Origin of the sequence: Streptomyces sp. NPDC059010 (assembly GCF_042740355.1) — a bacterium.
GTDB lineage: Bacteria > Actinomycetota > Actinomycetes > Streptomycetales > Streptomycetaceae > Streptomyces.
On the sequence record NZ_JBHYJA010000007.1, the window covers coordinates 245,401 to 264,601 of the forward strand.

16 protein-coding genes and 1 riboswitch are annotated in these 19,201 nt (G+C 70.3%); of the genes, 3 read left to right on the forward strand and 13 right to left on the reverse strand.

What is annotated here, in order from left to right; all coding sequences use genetic code 11:
• Positions 1 to 301: 301 nt before the first annotated feature.
• Positions 302 to 1,477 carry an MBL fold metallo-hydrolase gene (locus ACFWYS_RS09955; protein ID WP_384765478.1) on the reverse strand — a complete coding sequence of 392 codons (1,176 nt, stop codon included), beginning with the start codon at positions 1,475 to 1,477 and terminating at the stop codon, positions 302 to 304.
• A 194-nt stretch (positions 1,478 to 1,671) separates the two neighbouring features.
• Here ACFWYS_RS09955 and ACFWYS_RS09960 point away from each other — a divergent pair, with 194 nt between their 5' ends.
• Both ACFWYS_RS09960 and ACFWYS_RS09965 read left to right on the forward strand, forming a co-directional pair.
• Complete coding sequence (locus tag ACFWYS_RS09960) at positions 1,672 to 2,850, forward strand: Glu/Leu/Phe/Val dehydrogenase dimerization domain-containing protein (RefSeq protein WP_384765480.1); 1,179 nt, start codon at positions 1,672 to 1,674, stop codon at positions 2,848 to 2,850.
• Positions 2,851 to 2,922: 72 nt separating this feature from the next.
• Positions 2,923 to 3,543: a TetR/AcrR family transcriptional regulator gene (locus ACFWYS_RS09965; protein WP_384765481.1), complete on the forward strand. Its 621-nt coding sequence runs from the start codon at positions 2,923 to 2,925 to the stop codon at positions 3,541 to 3,543.
• Between the two features lie 97 nt (positions 3,544 to 3,640).
• Here the strand turns inward: ACFWYS_RS09965 and ACFWYS_RS09970 are convergent, their stop codons facing one another.
• The 4 genes from ACFWYS_RS09970 to ACFWYS_RS09985 all read right to left on the reverse strand — a co-directional run bounded on the left by ACFWYS_RS09970 (position 3,641) and on the right by ACFWYS_RS09985 (position 8,978).
• Positions 3,641 to 4,426, reverse strand: coding sequence for an SGNH/GDSL hydrolase family protein (locus tag ACFWYS_RS09970; protein ID WP_384765521.1), 786 nt, complete (start codon positions 4,424 to 4,426; stop codon positions 3,641 to 3,643).
• A gap of 160 nt (positions 4,427 to 4,586) precedes the next feature.
• Positions 4,587 to 5,294, reverse strand: coding sequence for a DUF6250 domain-containing protein (locus tag ACFWYS_RS09975; RefSeq protein ID WP_384765483.1), 708 nt, complete (start codon positions 5,292 to 5,294; stop codon positions 4,587 to 4,589).
• A 190-nt stretch (positions 5,295 to 5,484) separates the two neighbouring features.
• Positions 5,485 to 6,420 carry a M23 family metallopeptidase gene (locus ACFWYS_RS09980; protein ID WP_384765485.1) on the reverse strand — a complete coding sequence of 312 codons (936 nt, stop codon included), beginning with the start codon at positions 6,418 to 6,420 and terminating at the stop codon, positions 5,485 to 5,487.
• A 4-nt stretch (positions 6,421 to 6,424) separates the two neighbouring features.
• A riboswitch (cyclic di-AMP (ydaO/yuaA leader) is annotated at positions 6,425 to 6,583 on the reverse strand.
• 307 nt (positions 6,584 to 6,890) lie between these two features.
• A complete protein-coding gene (locus ACFWYS_RS09985; protein ID WP_384765487.1) occupies positions 6,891 to 8,978 on the reverse strand; it encodes an alpha-galactosidase in 2,088 nt (695 codons plus the stop codon).
• 180 nt (positions 8,979 to 9,158) lie between these two features.
• Here ACFWYS_RS09985 and ACFWYS_RS09990 point away from each other — a divergent pair, with 180 nt between their 5' ends.
• Complete coding sequence (locus tag ACFWYS_RS09990; RefSeq protein ID WP_384765489.1) at positions 9,159 to 9,956, forward strand: tyrosine-protein phosphatase; 798 nt, start codon at positions 9,159 to 9,161, stop codon at positions 9,954 to 9,956.
• 30 nt (positions 9,957 to 9,986) lie between these two features.
• On the opposite strand, the gene ACFWYS_RS09995 is transcribed toward ACFWYS_RS09990, so the two are convergent.
• The 8 genes from ACFWYS_RS09995 to shc all read right to left on the reverse strand — a co-directional run bounded on the left by ACFWYS_RS09995 (position 9,987) and on the right by shc (position 19,065).
• Positions 9,987 to 10,106 carry a DUF6126 family protein gene (locus tag ACFWYS_RS09995; RefSeq protein WP_272114088.1) on the reverse strand — a complete coding sequence of 40 codons (120 nt, stop codon included), beginning with the start codon at positions 10,104 to 10,106 and terminating at the stop codon, positions 9,987 to 9,989.
• Complete coding sequence (locus ACFWYS_RS10000; RefSeq protein ID WP_384765491.1) at positions 10,103 to 10,726, reverse strand: helix-turn-helix domain-containing protein; 624 nt, start codon at positions 10,724 to 10,726, stop codon at positions 10,103 to 10,105. The genes ACFWYS_RS09995 and ACFWYS_RS10000 overlap by 4 nt, the downstream gene beginning before the upstream one ends.
• A gap of 99 nt (positions 10,727 to 10,825) precedes the next feature.
• Positions 10,826 to 12,211 (reverse strand): aspartate aminotransferase family protein, encoded by a 1,386-nt coding sequence (locus ACFWYS_RS10005; protein ID WP_384765493.1) that lies wholly within the window; start codon positions 12,209 to 12,211, stop codon positions 10,826 to 10,828.
• Positions 12,208 to 14,169: a 1-deoxy-D-xylulose-5-phosphate synthase gene (dxs, locus tag ACFWYS_RS10010; RefSeq protein ID WP_384765494.1), complete on the reverse strand. Its 1,962-nt coding sequence runs from the start codon at positions 14,167 to 14,169 to the stop codon at positions 12,208 to 12,210. The genes ACFWYS_RS10005 and dxs overlap by 4 nt, the downstream gene beginning before the upstream one ends.
• A 31-nt stretch (positions 14,170 to 14,200) precedes the next feature.
• Positions 14,201 to 15,376 carry a flavodoxin-dependent (E)-4-hydroxy-3-methylbut-2-enyl-diphosphate synthase gene (ispG, locus tag ACFWYS_RS10015; protein WP_384765495.1) on the reverse strand — a complete coding sequence of 392 codons (1,176 nt, stop codon included), beginning with the start codon at positions 15,374 to 15,376 and terminating at the stop codon, positions 14,201 to 14,203.
• Positions 15,377 to 15,380: 4 nt separating this feature from the next.
• Complete coding sequence (gene hpnH, locus ACFWYS_RS10020) at positions 15,381 to 16,403, reverse strand: adenosyl-hopene transferase HpnH (protein WP_384765496.1); 1,023 nt, start codon at positions 16,401 to 16,403, stop codon at positions 15,381 to 15,383.
• A 5-nt stretch (positions 16,404 to 16,408) separates the two neighbouring features.
• On the reverse strand, positions 16,409 to 17,050 hold the full coding sequence (locus ACFWYS_RS10025; RefSeq protein WP_384765498.1) for a 1-hydroxy-2-methyl-2-butenyl 4-diphosphate reductase: 642 nt from the start codon (positions 17,048 to 17,050) through the stop codon (positions 16,409 to 16,411).
• Entirely contained in the window at positions 17,050 to 19,065 is a 2,016-nt protein-coding gene (shc, locus tag ACFWYS_RS10030; protein WP_384765500.1) for a squalene--hopene cyclase, read from the reverse strand. Before shc ends, ACFWYS_RS10025 begins: the two co-directional genes overlap by 1 nt.
• Between the last annotated feature and the right edge of the window lie 136 nt (positions 19,066 to 19,201).

Genomic DNA, 19,201 nt, shown 5'->3' on the forward strand with positions numbered 1-19,201 from the left:
CCACAGAGAGACCGCGCCCCTCTCCGCGCGGCTCGTGCACGCACTCGCGCTATCTTCAGGTATTTCGTGCCTCGTCTGTGTGGGGGGGGGCGGCGCCCGCCCCCCCCCCCCCACCCCTCGTGGACTTCAGGTTTCCGCGCTCGCCTACGCCCCGGCCGGGACGGTTCGGCGCCGCGCGCGCCCGGTTCCGCGCCCCCGGCATGTCACGGGCCGTATCGGCGCACGCAGCCCAACACGCGCCCTGCCGCGCTCCCACACGCCCGGCGTGAACCGGGCCTTGGGGGCGCGCGGAGGCTCCCTGCTATACGGCCGCCGCGCTCTCCGGACCCGAGGGGACCGGCGGCCATGCCGGCCACCCCTCGGCGGGCGCCTCGGCCACGTCACGCCACCACGGCGTCACCTGGGACAGGGAGGCCGGCTCGAAGGGCTCGCCGCAGCGGGGGGCCGCCAGTGTGACCCCGGCCTTGTGCGTGGCCCGCATCATCCACTCCCCCGGCTCCGCCCACGGATGCGGCGCCAGATTGAAGGTGGCCCAGTGGATCGGCAGCAGGGCACCCACGGTCGGATCGCCGCCCTGCAGATCCAGATGGGCCCGGACGCCCTCGTCCGGCGTCATGTGGATGTCGGGCCAGAAGTCCGAGTAGGCGCCGACCTGGATCATCGTGGCGTCGAACGGCCCGTGATCGGCGCCGATGTCCTTGAAGCCCTCGAAGTAGCCGGTGTCACCACTGTGGTAGATCCGGTGCTCGTCCGACGCGACGGCCCAGGACGCCCAGAGGGTGTGCTGGGTGTTGCGCAGTCCGCGGCCACAGAAGTGGCGGGCCGGGGTGGCGGTGAGGGTGAGTCCGCCGACCTTGGTCGCCTCGTGCCAGTCCAGCTCGCGCAGCCGGTCGGCGGAGACGCCCCAGTGTTCGAGGTGGGCGCCGACGCCGAGCGGTGCGGCGAAGATCGTGTCCGTGCCGGCCAGCGCCTTGATCGTGGGCATGTCGAGGTGGTCGTAGTGGTCGTGCGAGATGACGACGACGTCGACGGGGCCGAGCGCGGCGAGCGGCAGCGGCACGGGGTGCAGCCGCTTGGGCCCGGCGAAGGGGAACGGGGAGCAGCGGTCGCCCCACACCGGGTCGAACAGCACCCGGTGGCCGTCCATCTCCGCGAGGATGCTGGAGTGCCCCATCCAGGTCAGGCGCAGTCCGCCGGCGGGTGGCTTGGCCAGGTCGGCGTAGGTGGTGGGATGCACCGGCACGGTGCCCTTGGGGGCACGGCGGGGCCGGGTGTCCTTGTCGAAGAAGACCTTGGCGAACTCCAGCATCGACCCGGAGGGACGGGTCCGGGCGACACCCCCGGGGTTCTGGAAGATGCCGTCCTTGAAGTGCGGCGATCTGCGGATGCGCGCCATGCGCTCACCGCTCGGATCCACGCCGAAGGCCTCGGGCCGCAGGGCGCTCAGCCCGGAGCTCGGGAAACGGAAACCGGCCACGGTACCTCCAGGTGGAGTCGGTGAGGTCTTCCATTATGGTCGGCCCCTCCGACAACCCCGGGCGCCCCCTGTGGGTCGCCACTCGGCTGAACATTCATTCAGTACGTTGACATGTCCCCGCCTTCCCTCTGATACTGACCCATCGTTCAGTAACCGCGCGCGGCACGCGGCCCCACACCCCTGGCGGAGACCCCATGACCACCCCCTTCCTGTCGCTCACCTGGACCGATCACGTCACCGGCCGCCAGGGCTTCCTGGTCGTGGACCGGCTGGTACGCGGCGTGTCCAGCGGTGGGCTGCGGATGCGGCCGGGCTGCACGCTGGAGGAGGTCGCCGGACTCGCCCGCGGCATGAGCATGAAGGAAGCGCTGCACTACGAACCCGAGGCCCGCTACGTCCCCCTGGGCGGCGCCAAGGGAGGCATCGACTGCGATCCCCGGGATCCGGAGGCGTACGGGCTCCTGGTGCGCTACCTGCGGACCATGCGGCCGTACATCGAGAGCTTCTGGACCACGGGAGAGGACCTGGGCCTCACCCAGGACGTGGTGGAACGCGCGGCCGCCGAGGCGGGGCTCGTCTCGTCCGTCCAGGCCGTGTATCCGCTGCTCGACGACGAGGCCGGTGCCCGGCGGCGGCTGGCGGACGCGTTCGCCGTCGAGGTGGACGGGATCGGGCTGGACGAGCTGGTCGGCGGCTGCGGGGTCGCCGAGTCGGTGCTCACGGCCCTGGACCGGGCCGGCGTGCCGTACTGGAGGACCCGGGTCGCCGTGCAGGGACTCGGGACCATGGGCGGCGCCACGGCGCGCTTCCTCACGCGCGCGGGGCTCACGGTGGTGGCCGTCGCCGACATCAAGGGCACGATCGCCAACCCGGCCGGCCTCGACATCGAGAGCCTGCTGGCGGCGCGGGACGCGTACGGCACCGTCGACCGTGCCGCGCTGCGTACCGGCGACCGTGAACTGCCGGGCGAGGCCTGGCTGGCGGCCGAGGCGGAGGTGCTGGTGCCGGCGGCCGTGTCGTACACGATCGACGCCGTGAACCAGGAGCGGATCACCGCCCGCTGGATCGCCGAGGCGGCCAACATGCCCGTACGGCGCGAGGCGGAGGAACTGCTGGCCGCGCGGGGCGTCACGGTGCTGCCGGACGTCGTGGTCAACTCGGCCACGAACGCCTGGTGGTGGTGGACGCTCTTCGGCGACATCGGCGCGGAAGCGGATCAGGCCTTCGACCACACGCGACGCTCGATGCGTGCCCTGACGGACCTCACTCTGGCCCGCGCCGAGGCCGACGGGACGACTCCCCGGGCCGCCGCGCACGCCATCGCGGCGGACCGGCTGCCGGTGATCGCCGAGCGGTTCGGATGGCACCGGTGACAGCGGGTCGTCCCCGGGCCGTGCCCGGCCACAGCTCGGGAAGGGCCCGAGCCGAGGCCTTAGGGTGACGGAGTGGCAAGAGTGCGGTTGAGCGTGGCGGAGCGGCGTGAGGAGTTGCTGCGGGCCGCCGTGGAGCAGATAGAGGCGCGGGGCGTGGCGGCGGTGAGGATCGCCGACGTGGCCTCGGTGCTCGGGGTGAGCAACGCACTGGTGCTGTATCACTTCGCCACGAAGGAGAAGCTGGTCGCGGCCGCGTTCACCCATGCGGCCGAGGGCGACCTGGCCCGTCTGCGCAGGCTTCTCGGCCGCCGTACGACGGCGCTGCGCCGACTGCGGGCGGCCGTGCGCTGGTATGCCCCGACCGGTCAGGCCAAGGGCTGGCGGCTCTGGATCGAGGGCTGGGCGGCGGCGTTGCGCGAGCCCGCGCTGCAGGAGGTCACACGGGACCTGGACCGGCAGTGGAAGGCCGCCATCGCCGAGGTCATCGCGGAGGGCGTGGCCGCGCAGGAGTTCAGCTGTCCCGACCCGGCCGGTACGGCGCTGCGCCTCACGGCGCTTCTCGACGGGCTCGCCGTGCAGCTGACGTCGTATCCGGGCGCGGTGTCACGCGCGCGTGCCCAGGAGTGGGTGGACGAGGCGCTCGCCCGGGAACTGGGGCTGGAGCGGGCGGCGTTGACCGCGTCGGCACGGTGACGTCGGCGTTCGCCCAGCGGTCGGGGCAGAACGCGTACGACAACCGTGTGGGCCGCGCCCCCTCGAACAGGGCACGGCCCACATAGCGGAGGCCGCCTCAGGCCACCGATTCGATCCGCATCTTGATGTCGTCCGGCGACAGCGCGCCCTTGGCCGTCACATGGTCCCCGGACGACTCGCCGCGCAGGCGCCGCCCGATCCACGGCACCAGGTACTCGCGCGCCCAGTGGACGTCGTCCCGGCGGATCTCCAGGGTGCCGCGGGGCGGGAGCTGGGGCCAGGGCTGGTCCGGGTCGGCCGGGACCTCCAGACCGAGGACCTGCCCCGCCCGCAGCGCCACACGCGTGTGCCCCTCGGGAGACAGGTGGAGCCGGTCGTCGTCCCAGGCCCGGCGGTCCTGGACCGTCTTCAAAGACCACAGGTCGAGCACCGGGCAGCCGTACCGGTCGGCGATGGCCCGCACATGTCCGTTGTACGTGGCGATCTTGCCGCGCAGATGCTTCAGCACGGGCACGCCACGTGTGTCGAAGCCGGTCGTCACCATGACGGTGCCGACGGCTGAGGTGAGCCGGGCGATCGCCCGCTCGAAACGCTCGGCCACCTCGTCGGGGTCGGTGCCGGGCCGGATGATGTCGTTGCCGCCCGCGCAGAAGGAGACCAGGTCGGGGGCCAGTTCCGCGGCTTTCGGGAGCTGGTCCTCGATGACTTGGTCGAGAAGTTTGCCGCGCACGGCGAGGTTGGTGTAGTCGAAGTCGCCCTCGGGTCGCCGGTCCGCGAGAAGTACCGCGAACCGGTCGGCCCAGCCGACGAACGCCCCGTCGGGGCCGGGGTCGCCGACGCCCTCGGTGAAGCTGTCCCCCACCGCGACGTACGACCCGATCACTGCTCTGCTGTCACTCTTCGAATCGCCTGCCACACCGGCATGATTCACCTTCGAATGTGACCTACGCGACCGTAAGGAAGGGTTGACGGACGGTGAGATAAGCCACTCCCAAAGTCTTGGCCAAACCTGGAATAAGCCTCTGATCAGGGATGTTGTGGGCTCAATCGCCGTTCAAACGCCACACCCGGAAGCCGCTGATCCTGAAGTGGCTCCACGTCGTCCGGAAGGCGAAGTGCCCACCGGTGTAAGGCTCCTGGTCGGTGTAGTCGAAGACCAGCCGCCCGTTGTTCCACCACTGGACGGTGGAGCCGTCGGAGACGACATGGACCCGGTTGGGCCGGTTGGGCACCAACAACGGCTCCGTGTAGTCGTAGACCAGCGGACGGACCCCGGCCTCACCGACGTAGCGACGCAGGCGTGTGGTCGTGTTGTAGTTGGCGCCGTAACCGGCGTAGTACGTCTTGAGGTAGTCGTATTCGGCGAGCGCGCCGCCCCGTTGGGTGGCGAAGAGATCGTCGGGGGACCGGACGTCGACGGCGTTCCAGAAGTTGTTGAGGTCGGAGACACGGTCGTTGGGGCCGCCCTCGGAGACGGCGGTGGCCGTGTACTGGAGGACGTACGGCCCTTCGAGCCGCTTCTTGAACCACACCGTGGCGCCGCTGGGCACGTCGATCTCCAGCACTCCGTGCGACGCGGTGACGGTGCCGCCGTCCTGGAGTTCGGTCACCCACCGGCCGAGGCCGTGACGGAAGTCGTCGCGAGCGACGAGCCGGCGGTGGGGAGCGGCACCGGCCGGGCCCGCGGGAACGAGCGTCCCCAGTGCGGCGCCGGCGGCCAGGGTTCCGAACGCTCTGCGTGTGGTCGTCACGGGTTGGGCTCCTTCGCGGGCGGGGGCGGAGGCGGAGGCGGAGACGGATGGAAAGCGCTTGCACCGTCAATGGAGATCACCCTCTCCCGCCACTCCCACGTTGTCGACACCCCCGGACACACCGAAGGCCGGACCCGGGGATCGGGGTCCGGCCTTCGGAGGCGTGTCAGGCGAGGCGGTCGGCGGGGGGTCAGCCGATGGCGACGCCCTTGGCACGGAGGTAGGCGACCGGGTCCACGTCCGAGCCGTAGTCCGGCGTGGTGCGGATCTCGAAGTGCAGGTGCGGGCCGGTCACATTGCCGGTCGCGCCGGAGAGACCGATCTCCTGGCCCGCGGTCACGGTCTGGCCGGCCGAGACGGAGAGCGAGGAGAGGTGGCCGTACTGGGCGTAGTAGCCGTCGGCGAGCTGGATGACGACCTGGTTGCCGTAGGCACCGCCCGAGCCGGCGGAGACGACGGTGCCCTCGCCGACCGCCTTCAGCGGGGTGCCGGTCGCGGCGGCGAAGTCGACGCCGGTGTGGTAGCCGCTGGACCACATGCTGCCGGCCACCTTGTACGCGGTGGCGACGGCGGCGGAGGACACGGGAGAGGTGAAGCCGTTGACGGTGCTCGCGTTGTCGGCGGCCGTGGTCGTCTTCTTCGGCGCGGAGGACTTCTCGGCCGAGTCCTTCGAGGACGACTTGGACGACTCGGACGCCGAAGAGGAGGACGGGGAGGAGGACTTGGGGGCGCTCGCCCCGGCCTTCTTGCCGCCGATCGAGAGCTTCAGGCCCGGGTGGATCAGCGACGGGTCGCTGCCGACGGCCTCACGGTTGTCGGCGTAGAGCTGCTTCCAGCCACCGTCGACGCTCTGCTCGTCGGCGATCTTCGCGAGGTAATCGCCGACCTTCACCGAATAGGTGTGCACAGCCGTCTTCTTCTCGGCGGCCTTCTTCTGGACCGTCTTCTTCTCGACGACCGGAAGGGACTGAACGGCCTTTTCCGAAACGGAATGAGAGGGAGCGGCGTGGGCGCCGGTGGCCCCGATGAGCGGGAGGGCGAGAGCGGCGCCACCGGTTCCGGCGACGGCGATGGAGCGGGTGAGGCGCGGGGACTTCGGGCGGCGGTGCTTACCCTTCGCGGGCATGGCGAATTCCTCTCCGGCGCCTACGAGGTGAGCTGTCGGGTGCGGGCTGGAGATGCCCGGTCGCGTGGGGACGCGACTTGACCCCAAGCCTGTTCCAGAGACCGGAACAGGCGGTTGTACCTGTGGGTCCCCCGCTCCTGCCAAGGTCGGGTGAGTTTGCGCGGGTTCCGGTCGGCGGCAGGATTCGGCGTCCGTCCGGATTGGTTGGGAACGTAAGCGAGGAAGACGCACGGGAACAAGTGAGAGGTTCCGTCCGAATGCGTTCCCGTTGATCCCTTGTGGGAATTCTCGGTCACCCTGCGTGAATTATGAGTGCGTCGCCCTACTCAAAACCCCTTGAAAGACGCGTGAATTACGTGAACATGACGGGCGACACACGGTCACGACTATGACGCTCCTCACGTGACATTGCTCCAGCCGCCTTTACTGCAGAGCGAGTTGGAATTAAGGCATCAATTCGGACAGAACCCCTAGATGCGACGCAGCCGGATAACTGCCGCATCGAGATCGCCGCGCAATCCGATGAATAGTCCGTGATGCTGCAATACGGCACCTCGATACACTTCGCCCGTTTCGCGGCATTGATACGACGCTGTCGGGTCCAGCCCGCGCAGCCGCAGCGCCGGTGCGGCCTCGCCGTAGCTCTGCGCCTGGAGCCAGGCGAGGACGACGGTCTCGTCGCCGAGCACGTACTGCACGGCGCTCAGCCCGCCCCTCGGGGGCCGCAGCCGGTAGAGGTCGCCGCGCTGGACAACGGGCCGGATCTCCTTGTAGAGCTCCACCCACTCCCGCGCCTCGGCGAGCCCCTCCTCGCTCCACCGCGCGAGGTCGCCGCCGACGCCGAGCACTCCGGCCATGGCACTCACGAACCGGAAGCGCAGCGAGCTGACCCGGCCGTTGAGCTGGTTGTTCGGGCTGTCGGTGACCCAGGCGGCCATGACCCGCGCCGGATGGATCTGACTGAAGCCGTGCTGGATGGCGAGCCGGTCGAGCGGGTCGGTGTTGTCGGAGGTCCACACCTGGTCCGTACGACTCAGCACCCCCAGGTCGATCCGTCCGCCGCCGCCCGAGCAGGACTCGAAGGCGACGCTCGGGTGAGCGGCCCGGAGCCGGTCCAGCAGGGCGTAGAAGGCGTGCACATGATCGACCCAGAGGCGTTGCGGGTACGGCTCGCCGGGCCAGCCCGCGTCGCTGAAGCAGCGGTTGAAGTCCCACTTCACATAGTCGATCGGGGCGCTGGAGAGGAGCCCGTCGAGCTGGTTCCAGAGGTACTCCTGGACGTCCTCACGGGCGAGGTTCAGTACGAGCTGATTGCGGAATTCCGTCCGCTTTCGCCCGGTCTGGTACTGCACCCAGTCCGGGTGGGCGCGGTACAGCTCGCTGTCCGGATTGACCATTTCCGGCTCGACCCAGATACCGAACCGCATACCGAGGGCGTGTACGTAGTCGGCGAGGGGCTTGAGGCCGGACGGGAAGCGGTCGGGGTTGGGCGTCCAGTCACCGAGCCCGGCGCGGTCGCTGGTGCGCGCCCCGAACCATCCGTCGTCGACGACGAACAGCTCGACGCCGATCGCCGCGGCCCGTCGCGCGAGGGTGCCCTGCTGCTCCTCGGAGATGTCGAACTCGGTCGCCTCCCAGGAGTTGAAGAGCACGGGCCGGTCCTGATCCACGTCGGGGATCACGTACGCGCGCTGGTAGGTGTGCCAGGCGCGGCTCGCTCCCCCGAAGCCGCCGTCGCTCCACAGCCCGGCGAAGACCGGCGTCACGAACGACTCCCCCGCCGCCAGCCGCAGCAGCCCCGAGTCGTCGGACCCGGCCCCGCCGCTGATCTGCACGCGCGCGTCCGGCAGCTGGGCCACCGCGATCCGCCAGGACCCCGACCAGGCGAGGGCGCAGCCGTACACCTCGCCGCGCTCCTCGGTGGCGTCGGTGTCCAGGGCGACCCAGGGCAGGAGCGGATGCCCGGTGTGGCCGCGGCGGCTGCCGATGATCTTCTCACCGTAGGTGAGGGGCGCCCGCACGAGCCGGGACTCCGCGGCCCAGCGCCCGTGCAACTGCGACAGCCGCCAGTCCTCGCGCTCGGGCAGGGTCCAGGTGGCGGAGTCGGCGCGCAGCAGCTCCAGGCCGGGCCCCTGGTTGTCCAGGGTCACCCAGCGCTCCACGACGTCGCCGCGCATCCGGTAGTGCAGCGTGATGAGAAGTCCGCCGTCCCGGAACCGCAGCCGCAGCTCCTCGCCCTCGGCGCCCTGCGAGGTCTCGACCTCGTACACGGCGAAGGTCCACTCGGTGCCGCGCCGCTCCTCGGTGCGCACGGACAGGGCGGGCCGTACGAAGCGGGGGCCGCCCTCGACGGGGTACTCCTCGTGCCCGTCGAGCTGGGACTCGAAGCCGCGGTGGTCCGGGAGCGGGCGCGCGGCCAGCTCCTCGGCGTCGGCGAGCGCGATCCGCGGGCCCCAGTGGAGGTGCAGCAGCTCGTCGTCGTCCGTGAGATGGAGGGCGTAACTGCTGGTCGGCCCGGAAAGAACCCAGGTGCGTCCACGGTCGGAGATCTCCAGCATCAAGCCCTCACACATTCGAACAGGTCCGATCAAGCCCCAACATCATCAAGGTGTCGGAGCCTCCGATGCAACGCCTGTGGACAACTCATTGCCTCAGGAAGCCATGTCGTATGGTCGAGAACGCACCCCGTCGGCAGCACCGCCGAGCCGCGTCGGCGGGGCCGACTGGGAGGAGCCCCCGTGACGCAGCAGATCCCGTCGACCGAGCCCGAGCTGGCCGGAGTCCGCAACTTCCGCGATGTGGGCGGCCTGCCGACAGTGGACGGACGGCGGGTGCGGTACGGAGTGCTGTTCCGCAGCGGCCACCTCGCGCACGCGACCGAGGAGGACGCCGCCTTCCTCGGCTCCCTGGGCCTGCACACGGTCTTCGACTTCCGCAACGCGGCCGACCAGAAGCTGGAGGGGCCGGACGTCGAGCTGCCGGGCGTACGCAATGTGAACCTGCCGCTGAGCGACCCGGCGGACGGCGCGGAGTTCTGGAAGATGGTCCGTGACGGCGACCTCGACCAGCTGCAGGAGATCCTCGCCGACGGCAAGGCCGCGAACCGGATGATCACCTCGTACCGCACGATGATCAAGGAGCGCACCGCCGAGCACTCCCAGGTGCTGCACTCGCTCGTTCAGGACAGCGTCCCCGCCCTCATGCACTGCGCGGCCGGCAAGGACCGCGCCGGGCTGTCCATCGCGGTGACCCTGCTCGCCCTCGGTGTCGAGCGCGAGGCGATCCTCGCCGACTACCTGGAGTCCAACGCCAAGCACCGTCGCTACAAGGTCAAGCGCAGCGGCAGCGGTGCGTCGGTCTACTCCCCCGAGGTCATGGAGCTGCTCAGCCCGCTGTTCGACGCGCGTGCCGAGTATCTGACGGCGGCCTTCGAGACGATCGAGGAGACGTGGGGCGGCGTCGACGCATACCTGGAGCAGGGCCTGCGGATCGCCCCGGAGTCCCGGGAGCGACTGCGGGAGCGGCTGCTCGACTGACGCCCGGTCGCCGGCGGCGGCCCGGCGTGCCTACTTCGCGCCCGCCTCGAACAGGAAGTAGACGAAGGCCGCGAAGACGTGTCCCACCGCGATGTAGATGATGAGCCGCACCCACAGGGCGCGCGGGAACCTGTCCTCGAAGTTGCTCATGGTGTCTCTCCAGGGGTGGGGCCCAGGCACAGCGTGGCCGTGGGGCTCTGCAACAGGGTGTGGACGAAGAGGAGCTCGACCCCGCCCTCGTCCTGGGCGGCGATGCGGTGCGGGGTGAGCGAGTCGAAGTGCGCGCTGTCGCCGGGCGCGAGCCGGTGCGCGGTGTCCCCGAGGCGCAGCCGCAGCCGCCCCTGGAGGACGTGGAGCCACTCCTCGCCGGGGTGCACGCGCACGATGTCGCCCTGCGAGCCGTACGGCACATGGACGCGCAGGGCCTGCATCCCGCGGCCGGGCGAGCCGGCCTGCCAGTACGTCCAGCCGCCCGCGGCGGTCGGCTCCATGTCGGCGGCGCGCACCACGGCGTCCCGGTCGGCGACCGTCTCACCGAGCAGCTCGGAGACGGTCGTACCGTAGATACGCGCGAGCGCGAGCAGCATCGGCAGCGAGGGCTGGCGCTGCCCGGTCTCCAGCCGGGAGAGATGGGCGGGCGACAGCCCGGCGGCGCGGGCCGCGGCCTCCAGGGTCAGGGCGGCGCGGCGGCGCAGCGCGCGGAGCTGGGGCGCGACCACGGGCAGGGCGCCCTCGTGTTCCGCCGAGGGCTCCGTCTCGGAAGAGGTCATGCCTCCATTGAGCCGGAGCCTTGCCTATGAGGCAAATTCCTTGCCTGAGAGGCAAAAGTCCGTCGGCATTCCTGGGCGCGGGCCACGCTCACACCGCGTCTAGCGGTTGGCGACCGCCTGCTTGATCAGTGTCTTCCCGAAGTCCCACATCAGTCCGCCGCCGCTGTGCGCCTCGTCCATCACCTCCGTGAAGGCGTCGACGAACCGGTCCACCTCGCGCTCACCGATGATCAGCGGCGGGATCAGCTTGATCACTTCCAGGTGGTCCCCGGAGACCTGGGTGAGGATGCGGTGCCGCTGCAGCAGCGGTACGACGACCATCTGGGCGAACAGGCCCTTGCGCGCGGCCTGCAGCATGGTCCAACGGCTGCGCAGCCCCAGCGACTTGGGCCGGCCGAACTCGATGCCGACCATCAGCCCCCGGCCGCGCACATCGGCGAGCAGTTCGTACTTGTCGGTCAGCGCCGCGAGCCGTGACTTGAGCTGCTCCCCGGTCGCCCGCGCGTTCGCGACGATCTGCTCGTTCTCCATGACGGACAGGACCGCGAGCCCGGCCGCCATGGCCTGTGCGTTGGCCCCGAAGCTCGCCGAGTGGACCAGCACGCGGTCCATGGACGAGTAGACCTTCTTGAAGATCCAGTCCTTGCCGAGGGTGGCCCCCACCGGCACATAGCCCCCGGAGAGCGCCTTCGCCACGCACACCAGGTCGGGCTCGACACCCTCCTCGTGCTGGTAGGCGTAGAAGTCCCCGGTCCGGCCCAGCCCGGTCTGCACCTCGTCGGCGATGAGCAGCGCCTTGTGCTGGTGCAGCAGTTCCTGGGCGGCCCGCAGACAGCCGGGCGGGGCCTCGTGCACGCCCTTGCCCTGGATCGGCTCGACGATCAGCGCGGCGACGTCGCCCTTCTTCAGCTCCCGCGCCAGGGCACCGAGATCGCCGAGCGGTACGGCCGTGTCGGGCAGCAGCGGGGCGAAGCCGTCCCGGAAGCCGGACTCACCGTTGACGGACAGGGAGCCGGTGGTCAGCCCGTGGAAGGCGTGGTCGCAGTACAGGATCCTGGGCTTCCCGGTGACGAACCGCGCGAACTTCAGCGCGGTCTCCACCGCCTCGGTACCGCTGTTGCCGAAGAACACCCGCTCCAGGTGCGGGCTGTGCGCGAGCAGCCGCTCCGCCAGCAGCCCGGGCAGCGGCTGGCAGTCGAAGCGGGTGAGGTCGGCGAGCTGGGCGTCCAGGACGTCGTGCAACGCCTTGCGGACGACGGGGTGGTGGCGCCCCAGGCCCATCACCCCGAACCCGGCGAGCATGTCCAGATAGTCGTCGCCGTCCGCGTCCCAGAAGTACGCGCCCTCGGCCCGCTCGTAGACCTTGTCGAAGCCGATGGTGTGCAGCATGCGCGGGAGCTGGTGGTTGAGGTACTTCGTGTGCAGCTCGTAGCGCTCGGCTCCGCGCTCGGCGAGGAGGTGACCGAGGTCGAACTCGGTGGTCATTCGGCGTTCTCCTTGACTGGCACGACGGTACGGCCGTCATGGCCGCCGTCGACGCGCTCCGGGCCGGCGAACAGGCTCTCGTCGGCCTCCTTGAGGGCGAGGCTCGCGCTGATCCGGCCGGCGACCTCGACGGGCGTGAGCCCGATGTCGGCCAGCACCTCGCCCCGCTTGGCGTGCGCGAGGAACTGCTCCGGGATGCCGAACCGCCGTACCGGCACATCGACATCGGCGTCGCTCAGCGCCAGCGCCACGGCGGCGCCCACCCCGGACGAGCGGCTGTTGTCCTCGACGACTGCGGCCAGCCGGTGCTGTGCGGCGAGGGGCGCGAGCGCGGGGTCGACGGGCTTGACCCAGCGTGGGTCGACGACGGTGCAGTTGATGCCGCGGGCCTGGAGCAACTCGGCCGCCTGGAGGCACACCGGGGCCATCACGCCGACGGCGACCAGCAGGACGTCCGGCTCACCGGCGTCCCGGTACAGCACGTCCAGCCCGCCCACCCGGTCGACCGCCGGGATCGACGGCCCGACCGACTCCTTCGGGAACCGCACGAGCGTGGGCGCGTCGTCGCAGGCCACGGCCTCGCGCAGCTGCGCTCTGAGCTGGTCGGCGTCGCGTGGGGCGGCGATCCTGAGGCCGGGGACGACCTGGAGGATCGACATGTCCCACATGCCGTTGTGGGAGGGCCCGTCGGCGCCCGTGACACCGGCCCGGTCCAGCACGAACGTCACGCCGCAGCGGTGCAGCGCGACATCCATCAGAAGCTGGTCGAAGGCGCGGTTCAGGAACGTGGCGTAGACAGCGACGACCGGATGCAGCCCGCCGGTCGCGAGCCCCGCCGCCGACACGGCCGCGTGCTGCTCGGCGATCCCGACGTCCCACACCCGGTCCGGGAACCGCTCCGCGAACCTGCCCAGCCCGACGGGATGCAGCATGGCCGCCGTGATCGCCACGACGTCCTCCCGCTCCTCCCCGATCCGCACGAACTCCTCGCCGAACACCGAGGTCCAGGACGGCCCGCTGGACGGCGCGAGCGGCTCACAGGTCAGCGGGTCCATCACGCCGACGGTGTGGAAGTGGTCCTCCTCATGGGCGAGGGCGGGTTCATAGCCGCGCCCCTTCTCCGTGAGGCAGTGGATCAGCACGGGCCCGTGGAAGCGTTTCGCACGCCTGAGCGCGGACTCGACGGCGCCGATGTCATGTCCGTCGATCGGGCCGACGTACTTCAGACCCAGGTCCTCGAACATGCCCTGCGGCGCGAAGGCGTCCTTGAAGCCCTTCTTGGCGCCGTGCAGGGACTCGTAGATCGTGTTGCCCACGAGCGGGGTCCGCAGCAGTACGTCCTTGCCCCAGGCCAGGACCCTCTCGTAGCTGTCGGTCGTGCGCAGCGTGGCCAGGTGGTTGGCGAGCCCTCCGATGGTCGGCGCGTACGACCGTTCGTTGTCATTGACGACGATGATCAGCGGCCGGTCCTTGGCGGCGGCGATGTTGTTCAGCGCCTCCCAGGCCATCCCGCCGGTGAGTGCGCCGTCGCCGATCACCGCGACGACATGCCCCTTCTCCCCCTGCACCTGACGGGCCTTGGCGAGCCCGTCGGCCCAGCCGAGCGCGGTGGAGGCGTGGCTGTTCTCGACGATGTCGTGCTCGGACTCCTCGCGCGAGGGGTAGCCGGACAGGCCGCCCTTGCCGCGCAGCTTGGAGAAGTCCTGACGTCCCGTCAGCAGCTTGTGTACGTAGCTCTGGTGACCGGTGTCCCAGACGATGCGGTCGACCGGCGACTCGAAGACCCGGTGGAGCGCGATGGTCAGTTCCACCACGCCCAGGTTGGGCCCGAGGTGTCCGCCGGTCCGGGCGACCGCGTGCACCAGGAACTCCCTGATCTCGTCGGACAGTTCACCGAGTTCTGCCTCGGACAGCGCCTTCAGGTCGCGTGGTCCCCGGATGCTCTCCAGAATCGTCACGCTCGGGCCCCCTCTCGGTCCGTGCCTTGCCTCAACTCACGGTCACTGCTGGTGTCCCCGTGACGGTGGGGGCGCCCGATGCGGCCCCGTCCTGCTCCATCTGCTCGGCGATCTTCATCGCCTCTTCGATCAGCGTCTCGACGATCCTGGACTCGGGGACGGTCTTGATGACCTCGCCCTTGACGAAGATCTGCCCCTTGCCGTTGCCGGAGGCGACCCCCAGGTCCGCCTCCCGGGCCTCGCCGGGGCCGTTGACGACACAGCCCATGACGGCTACCCGCAACGGCACTTCCATGCCTTCCAGGCCGGCCGTGACCTCGTCGGCCAGCTTGTAGACGTCGACCTGCGCACGCCCGCACGACGGGCAGGAGACGATCTCCAGCCGCCGCTGCCTGAGGCCCAGCGACTCCAGGATCTGGATGCCGACCTTGACCTCCTCGGCGGGCGGCGCGCTCAGGGACACCCGGATCGTGTCGCCGATCCCCCGCGACAGCAGCGCGCCGAAGGCGACGGCCGACTTGATGGTGCCCTGGAAGGCGGGCCCGGCCTCGGTCACGCCGAGGTGCAGCGGGTAGTCGGACTGCTCGGCGAGCAGCCGGTAGGCGTTGACCATCACCACGGGGTCGTTGTGCTTGACCGAGATCTTGATGTCCCGGAAGTCGTGCTCCTCGAAGAGCGACGCCTCCCACAGCGCGCTCTCCACGAGCGCCTCCGGAGTCGCCTTGCCGTACTTCTGCAGCAGCCGCTTGTCCAGCGACCCGGCGTTGACCCCGATCCGGATCGGCGTGCCGTGGTCCTTGGCGGCCCGCGCGATCTCCTTGACCTTGTCGTCGAACTGTTTGATGTTGCCGGGATTGACCCGTACGGCGGCGCAGCCGGCCTCGATCGCGGCGAACACGTACTTGGGCTGGAAGTGGATGTCCGCGATCACCGGGATCTGCGATTTGCGGGCGATGGTCGCGAGCGCGTCCGCGTCGTCCTGCGTCGGACAGGCCACGCGCACGATCTGGCAGCCGGACGCCGTGAGCTCGGCGATCTGCTGCAGGGTGGCGCCGATGTCCGACGTACGGGTCGTCGTCATCGACTGCACCGACACCGGGGCACCGCCCCCGACCGCCACCGGGCCGACCTGGATCCGCCGCGACACACGTCGCTCGGCGATCGGCCGGAGGGGTACCTCGGGAACGCCCAAGGGGATGGCGGTCATGGTGTCACTCCCGGTTTCCGGAGACCGTCTCGCGCATGGCGCGCAGCGACTCCTTCAGCGAGCCCATGGTGGCGAGGACGGCGGTGGGCTCGTAGCCGCAGTGCGCCATGCAGTTGGCGCAGCGCGGGTCCTTGCCGCGGCCGTACTTGTCCCAGTCGGTGTCCTCGATCAGCTCCCGGTACGTCGGGACGTACCCGTCGCTCATCAGGTAGCAGGGGCGCTGCCAGCCGAACAGCGAGTAGTTCGGGATCGCCCAGGCGGTGCACGGGAAGTCGACCTTGCCCTCCAGGAAGTCCAGGAAGAGCGGCGAGTGGTTGAGCCGCCAGCGGCGCCGGTTGCCGCCCGCGAAGGCCTTCCGGAACAGCTCGCGGGTCTGCTCGACGCCCAGGAAGTGCTCCTGGTCGGGGGCCTTCTCGTAGGCGTAGGCGGGCGAGATCATCATCTCGTCGACCTTGAGGTCGTCGTTGAGGTAGTTCAGCACCTCGATGATCGTCTGCGGGGTGTCGGTGTTGAAGAAGGTGGAGTTGGTGGTGACCCGGAAGCCGCGCCGCTGGGCCTCCTTGATGGCCTCCACCGCCTCGTCGAACACGCCCTCCTTCGCCACGGACTCGTCGTGGCGCTCGCGCAGGCCGTCGATGTGGACGGCGAAGGCGAAGTAGGGAGAGGGCTTGAACTTGTCGATCTTCTTGCGGAGCAGCATGGCGTTGGTGCACAGGAAGACGTACTTCCGCTTGGCCACGAGCTGGCGCACGATCTCGTCGATCTGAGGGTGCATCAGGGGCTCACCGCCGGCGATGGACACCATCGGCGCGCCGGATTCGAGCACCGCTCCCACGGCCTGGGCCACGGGCATGCGCTGCTTGAGAACTCCGGCCGGGTGCTGGATCTTGCCGCAGCCCTCGCACTTCAGGTTGCAGGCGAAGAGCGGTTCCAGCTCGACGATGAGCGGAAACTTGTCGCGCCTGCGGAGCTTCTGTTCGGCCAAGTAAGTAGCGACCTTGATGGACTGACGCAGCGGCATGGCCATCTGGCTCACCTCCTGGGGAGCAGCAAAGAACGGTGCCATTCATAGAAAGCGGGCAGAACGGTACGAAGAACGCGGAAAGCTGATATTCCACCGCGCACCGTGCCGATCCGGACGAGTTCATGTTCTGGAGCGTCCACGACCACCCGGACGGCCGCAACCGGGCGCTCGCCGGTTCGTACGGCGCTCAGTAGCGTGGCCGCGGATTCCATGTCGACCGCGATTGCGCCGGTCGTGAGCAGATCGGACCGTTCCTGACCTCGGACGACATGATCGGAGCCGGTGAGCGGTCCGGTGTGGACGGTGCGGCCCGGGACGGTCCGCACGAGCTCTTTGACGAGTAGGTCGGTCCCTACGCACGGAATGGTTCCCGCCGGATCCCGTGTCTCCTCGGCGACCACCAGATCGCCGGGGTGCATACCGGGGGCGAGCCCCGCGCAGAAGCCGGTGGCGAGCACGGCGGCCCCGTCGAGCGCCGGGTCGGCCAGGACCCGGGTGACGGACCGTTCGGCCGCCCGTGGCCCCATGCCGGTACGGAGCACGGTGACCGGCCCGCCGGCCCCGCCGCGGTCGCTCGTGCGCAGGGCGAGCTGCTCGATGCCGAGCGCGCAGGCGATCAGCAGCGGGGCCGGGACGGGCTGTGGGCTCATCAGCTCCCCTTGACCTCGGCGAGAGTCGCCCTGGCCTTGTCCGCGAAGGGCTCTCCGTGGACGTACCGGCCGAGCGCGGTCAGCGGGAAGACCTGCCGGTAGAGGTGGTAATTGATCGAGAAGTCCCAGGGGAACCCGGTGCCGGTGAAATACGGCTCGTCCCAGGAGCCGTCCGCCAGCTGGGTGGCCGCCAGCCACTCGATTCCGCGTTCGACCGCCTTGGAGTCCTTCTCCCCCGCCGCCAGCAGCGCCATCAGCGCCCACGCGGTCTGCGAGGCGGTCGAGGCGCCCTTGCCGCTCCACTCCTTGACGTACCTGTAGGAGCGCAGGTCCTCGCCCCAGCCGCCGTCGTCGTTCTGGACGGACTCCAACCAGGTGACGGCGCGGCGGATCGCCGGGTGCGAGCCCGGGAATCCGGCGGCCACCAGGGCGGGGACGACGGATCCGGTGCCGTAGACGTAGTTCACGCCCCAGCGCCCGAACCAGGAGCCGTCCGGTTCCTGCTCGGCGAGCAGCCAGCGGATGCCGCGCCGGGTGCGCGGGTCGTGGGCGAGTCCCTCGACCGCGAGCATCTCGACCACGTGCGCGGTGACGTCCGCCGACGGCGGGTCGATGACCTCGCCGAAGTCGCAGAACGGCAGCCGGTTCGGGAACGGGCTGGTGTTGTCGACGTCGAAGGCGCCCCACGCGCCGTTCCGCGACTGCATCCCGAGGTTCCAGCGCACGCCGCGCCCGATCGCCCGCTCCACCCGCTCGGGGTCGTGGTGCCGGACCCGGCGCAGCGCGAGGACCACCTCGGCGGTGTCGTCGATGTCGGGGTAGTTGTCGTTGTGGAACTCGAACGCCCAGCCGCCCGGCGGCAGTTGGGGCCGCTTGACCGCCCAGTCGCCGAGCCGGACGATCTCCTCGCCCAGCATCCAGTCGGCGGCCTTCACGAGTTGCGGATGATCGGCGGGCACGCCCGCGTCCACCAGCGCGATGGTCGCCAGGCACGTGTCCCAGACCGGCGACTGGCAGGCCTCGATCATCCGGGCGCCGTCCTCGCGCCAGACGGCGAAGCGGTCCAGCGACGCCAGCCCCTCGCGCATCACCGGGTGTTCGAGGTCGTAGCCGAGCAGATGCAGGGCGATGATCGAGTACACCGCGGGCGGCTGGATGCCGCCCCAGCAGCCGTCGTTCTCCTGCCGCTCGATGATCCAGCGGGCGGCGCTGTTCATGGCCGCCTTGCGCAGCCGGCGCGGGGCGACCTTGCGCACCTGGTGCAGCGCCTTGTCGAGCCGCTGGAAGGCGCCGTCCCAACTCGCCGCCGGAGCAAGGGGCTTGGGCGGGTTGGGGTTCGCCGGGTCGGTGTGCAGTTCGTCGAGCGGGAAGGGTGCGGGCCGTACCGGGCGCTTCGCGGAGACGATCGTCAGCGGGACGATCGTCTGCCGGGCCCAGCAGCCGAAGTCGTAGATGTTGAGCGGGACCCACTTGGGGAAGTAGATCAGCTCCGGCGGGAGTTCGGGCAGGTCCTCCCACTTCCACCAGCCGAACAGCGCCAGCCAGATCCGGGTGAAGACCCGGGCGGCGGCGATGCCGCCCTGCTCACGGATCCAGGCGGAGGCCCTGGCCATGTGAGGGGAGTCGGGCGCGTCGCCGGCCAGGCGGAGGGCGACGTAGGCTTCGATGGTGGCGGAGAGCTCGCCGGGCGCGCCGTAGAAGGTGCCCCAGGTGCCGTCCTCGCGCTGCTCTCCCCGGATGAAGAGCGCGGCGGCCGTCGTGGTCCTCTCGTCCCGGATCCCGAGGAACTGACGGAGCAGCAGGTCCTCGGCGTCCATCGAGACGTTCGTTTCGAGGTCGCCCTTCCACCAGCCCTGGGCGTCCTGCTTCGCCAGCAGGAAGTCGGTGGCGCGCCGTACCGCGCGCACGGCGGCCTCGTGTACCCCGGCCGCCACAGGGGTCTCACTGTCGGTGTCGCTGGCCGCGGCTGCCCGGGGCGGCAGTGCCCCGGTGCTTCCGTCGGTCGTCGCTGTCATGGCTTCCCCTTCGTGCAGTGCTACTGGCTGTGCGTCTGCTGCGGGTCCGCCGTCGGGGGGGGGGGGGGGGGGGGCTGACCCGCCCCCGCCCCGAGCACGAGGGAGTGGACCCCTAAAAAAAAAAGAAATAGGGCGG

What these genes read in the sequence shown, in the direction of transcription:
- ACFWYS_RS09980 (WP_384765485.1), bottom strand. Translation starts at nt 6,420, where the DNA reads ATGCCCGCGAAGGGTAAGCACCGCCGCCCGAAGTCCCCGCGCCTCACC.
- ACFWYS_RS10000 (WP_384765491.1), bottom strand. Translation starts at nt 10,726, where the DNA reads ATGACCTCTTCCGAGACGGAGCCCTCGGCGGAACACGAGGGCGCCCTG.
- ACFWYS_RS09960 (WP_384765480.1), top strand. Translation starts at nt 1,672, where the DNA reads ATGACCACCCCCTTCCTGTCGCTCACCTGGACCGATCACGTCACCGGC.
- ACFWYS_RS10025 (WP_384765498.1), bottom strand. Translation starts at nt 17,050, where the DNA reads ATGAGCCCACAGCCCGTCCCGGCCCCGCTGCTGATCGCCTGCGCGCTC.
- shc (WP_384765500.1), bottom strand. Translation starts at nt 19,065, where the DNA reads ATGACAGCGACGACCGACGGAAGCACCGGGGCACTGCCGCCCCGGGCA.
- ACFWYS_RS10005 (WP_384765493.1), bottom strand. Translation starts at nt 12,211, where the DNA reads ATGACCACCGAGTTCGACCTCGGTCACCTCCTCGCCGAGCGCGGAGCC.
- ACFWYS_RS09995 (WP_272114088.1), bottom strand. Translation starts at nt 10,106, where the DNA reads ATGAGCAACTTCGAGGACAGGTTCCCGCGCGCCCTGTGGGTGCGGCTC.
- hpnH (WP_384765496.1), bottom strand. Translation starts at nt 16,403, where the DNA reads ATGGCCATGCCGCTGCGTCAGTCCATCAAGGTCGCTACTTACTTGGCC.
- ispG (WP_384765495.1), bottom strand. Translation starts at nt 15,376, where the DNA reads ATGACCGCCATCCCCTTGGGCGTTCCCGAGGTACCCCTCCGGCCGATC.
- ACFWYS_RS09985 (WP_384765487.1), bottom strand. Translation starts at nt 8,978, where the DNA reads ATGCTGGAGATCTCCGACCGTGGACGCACCTGGGTTCTTTCCGGGCCG.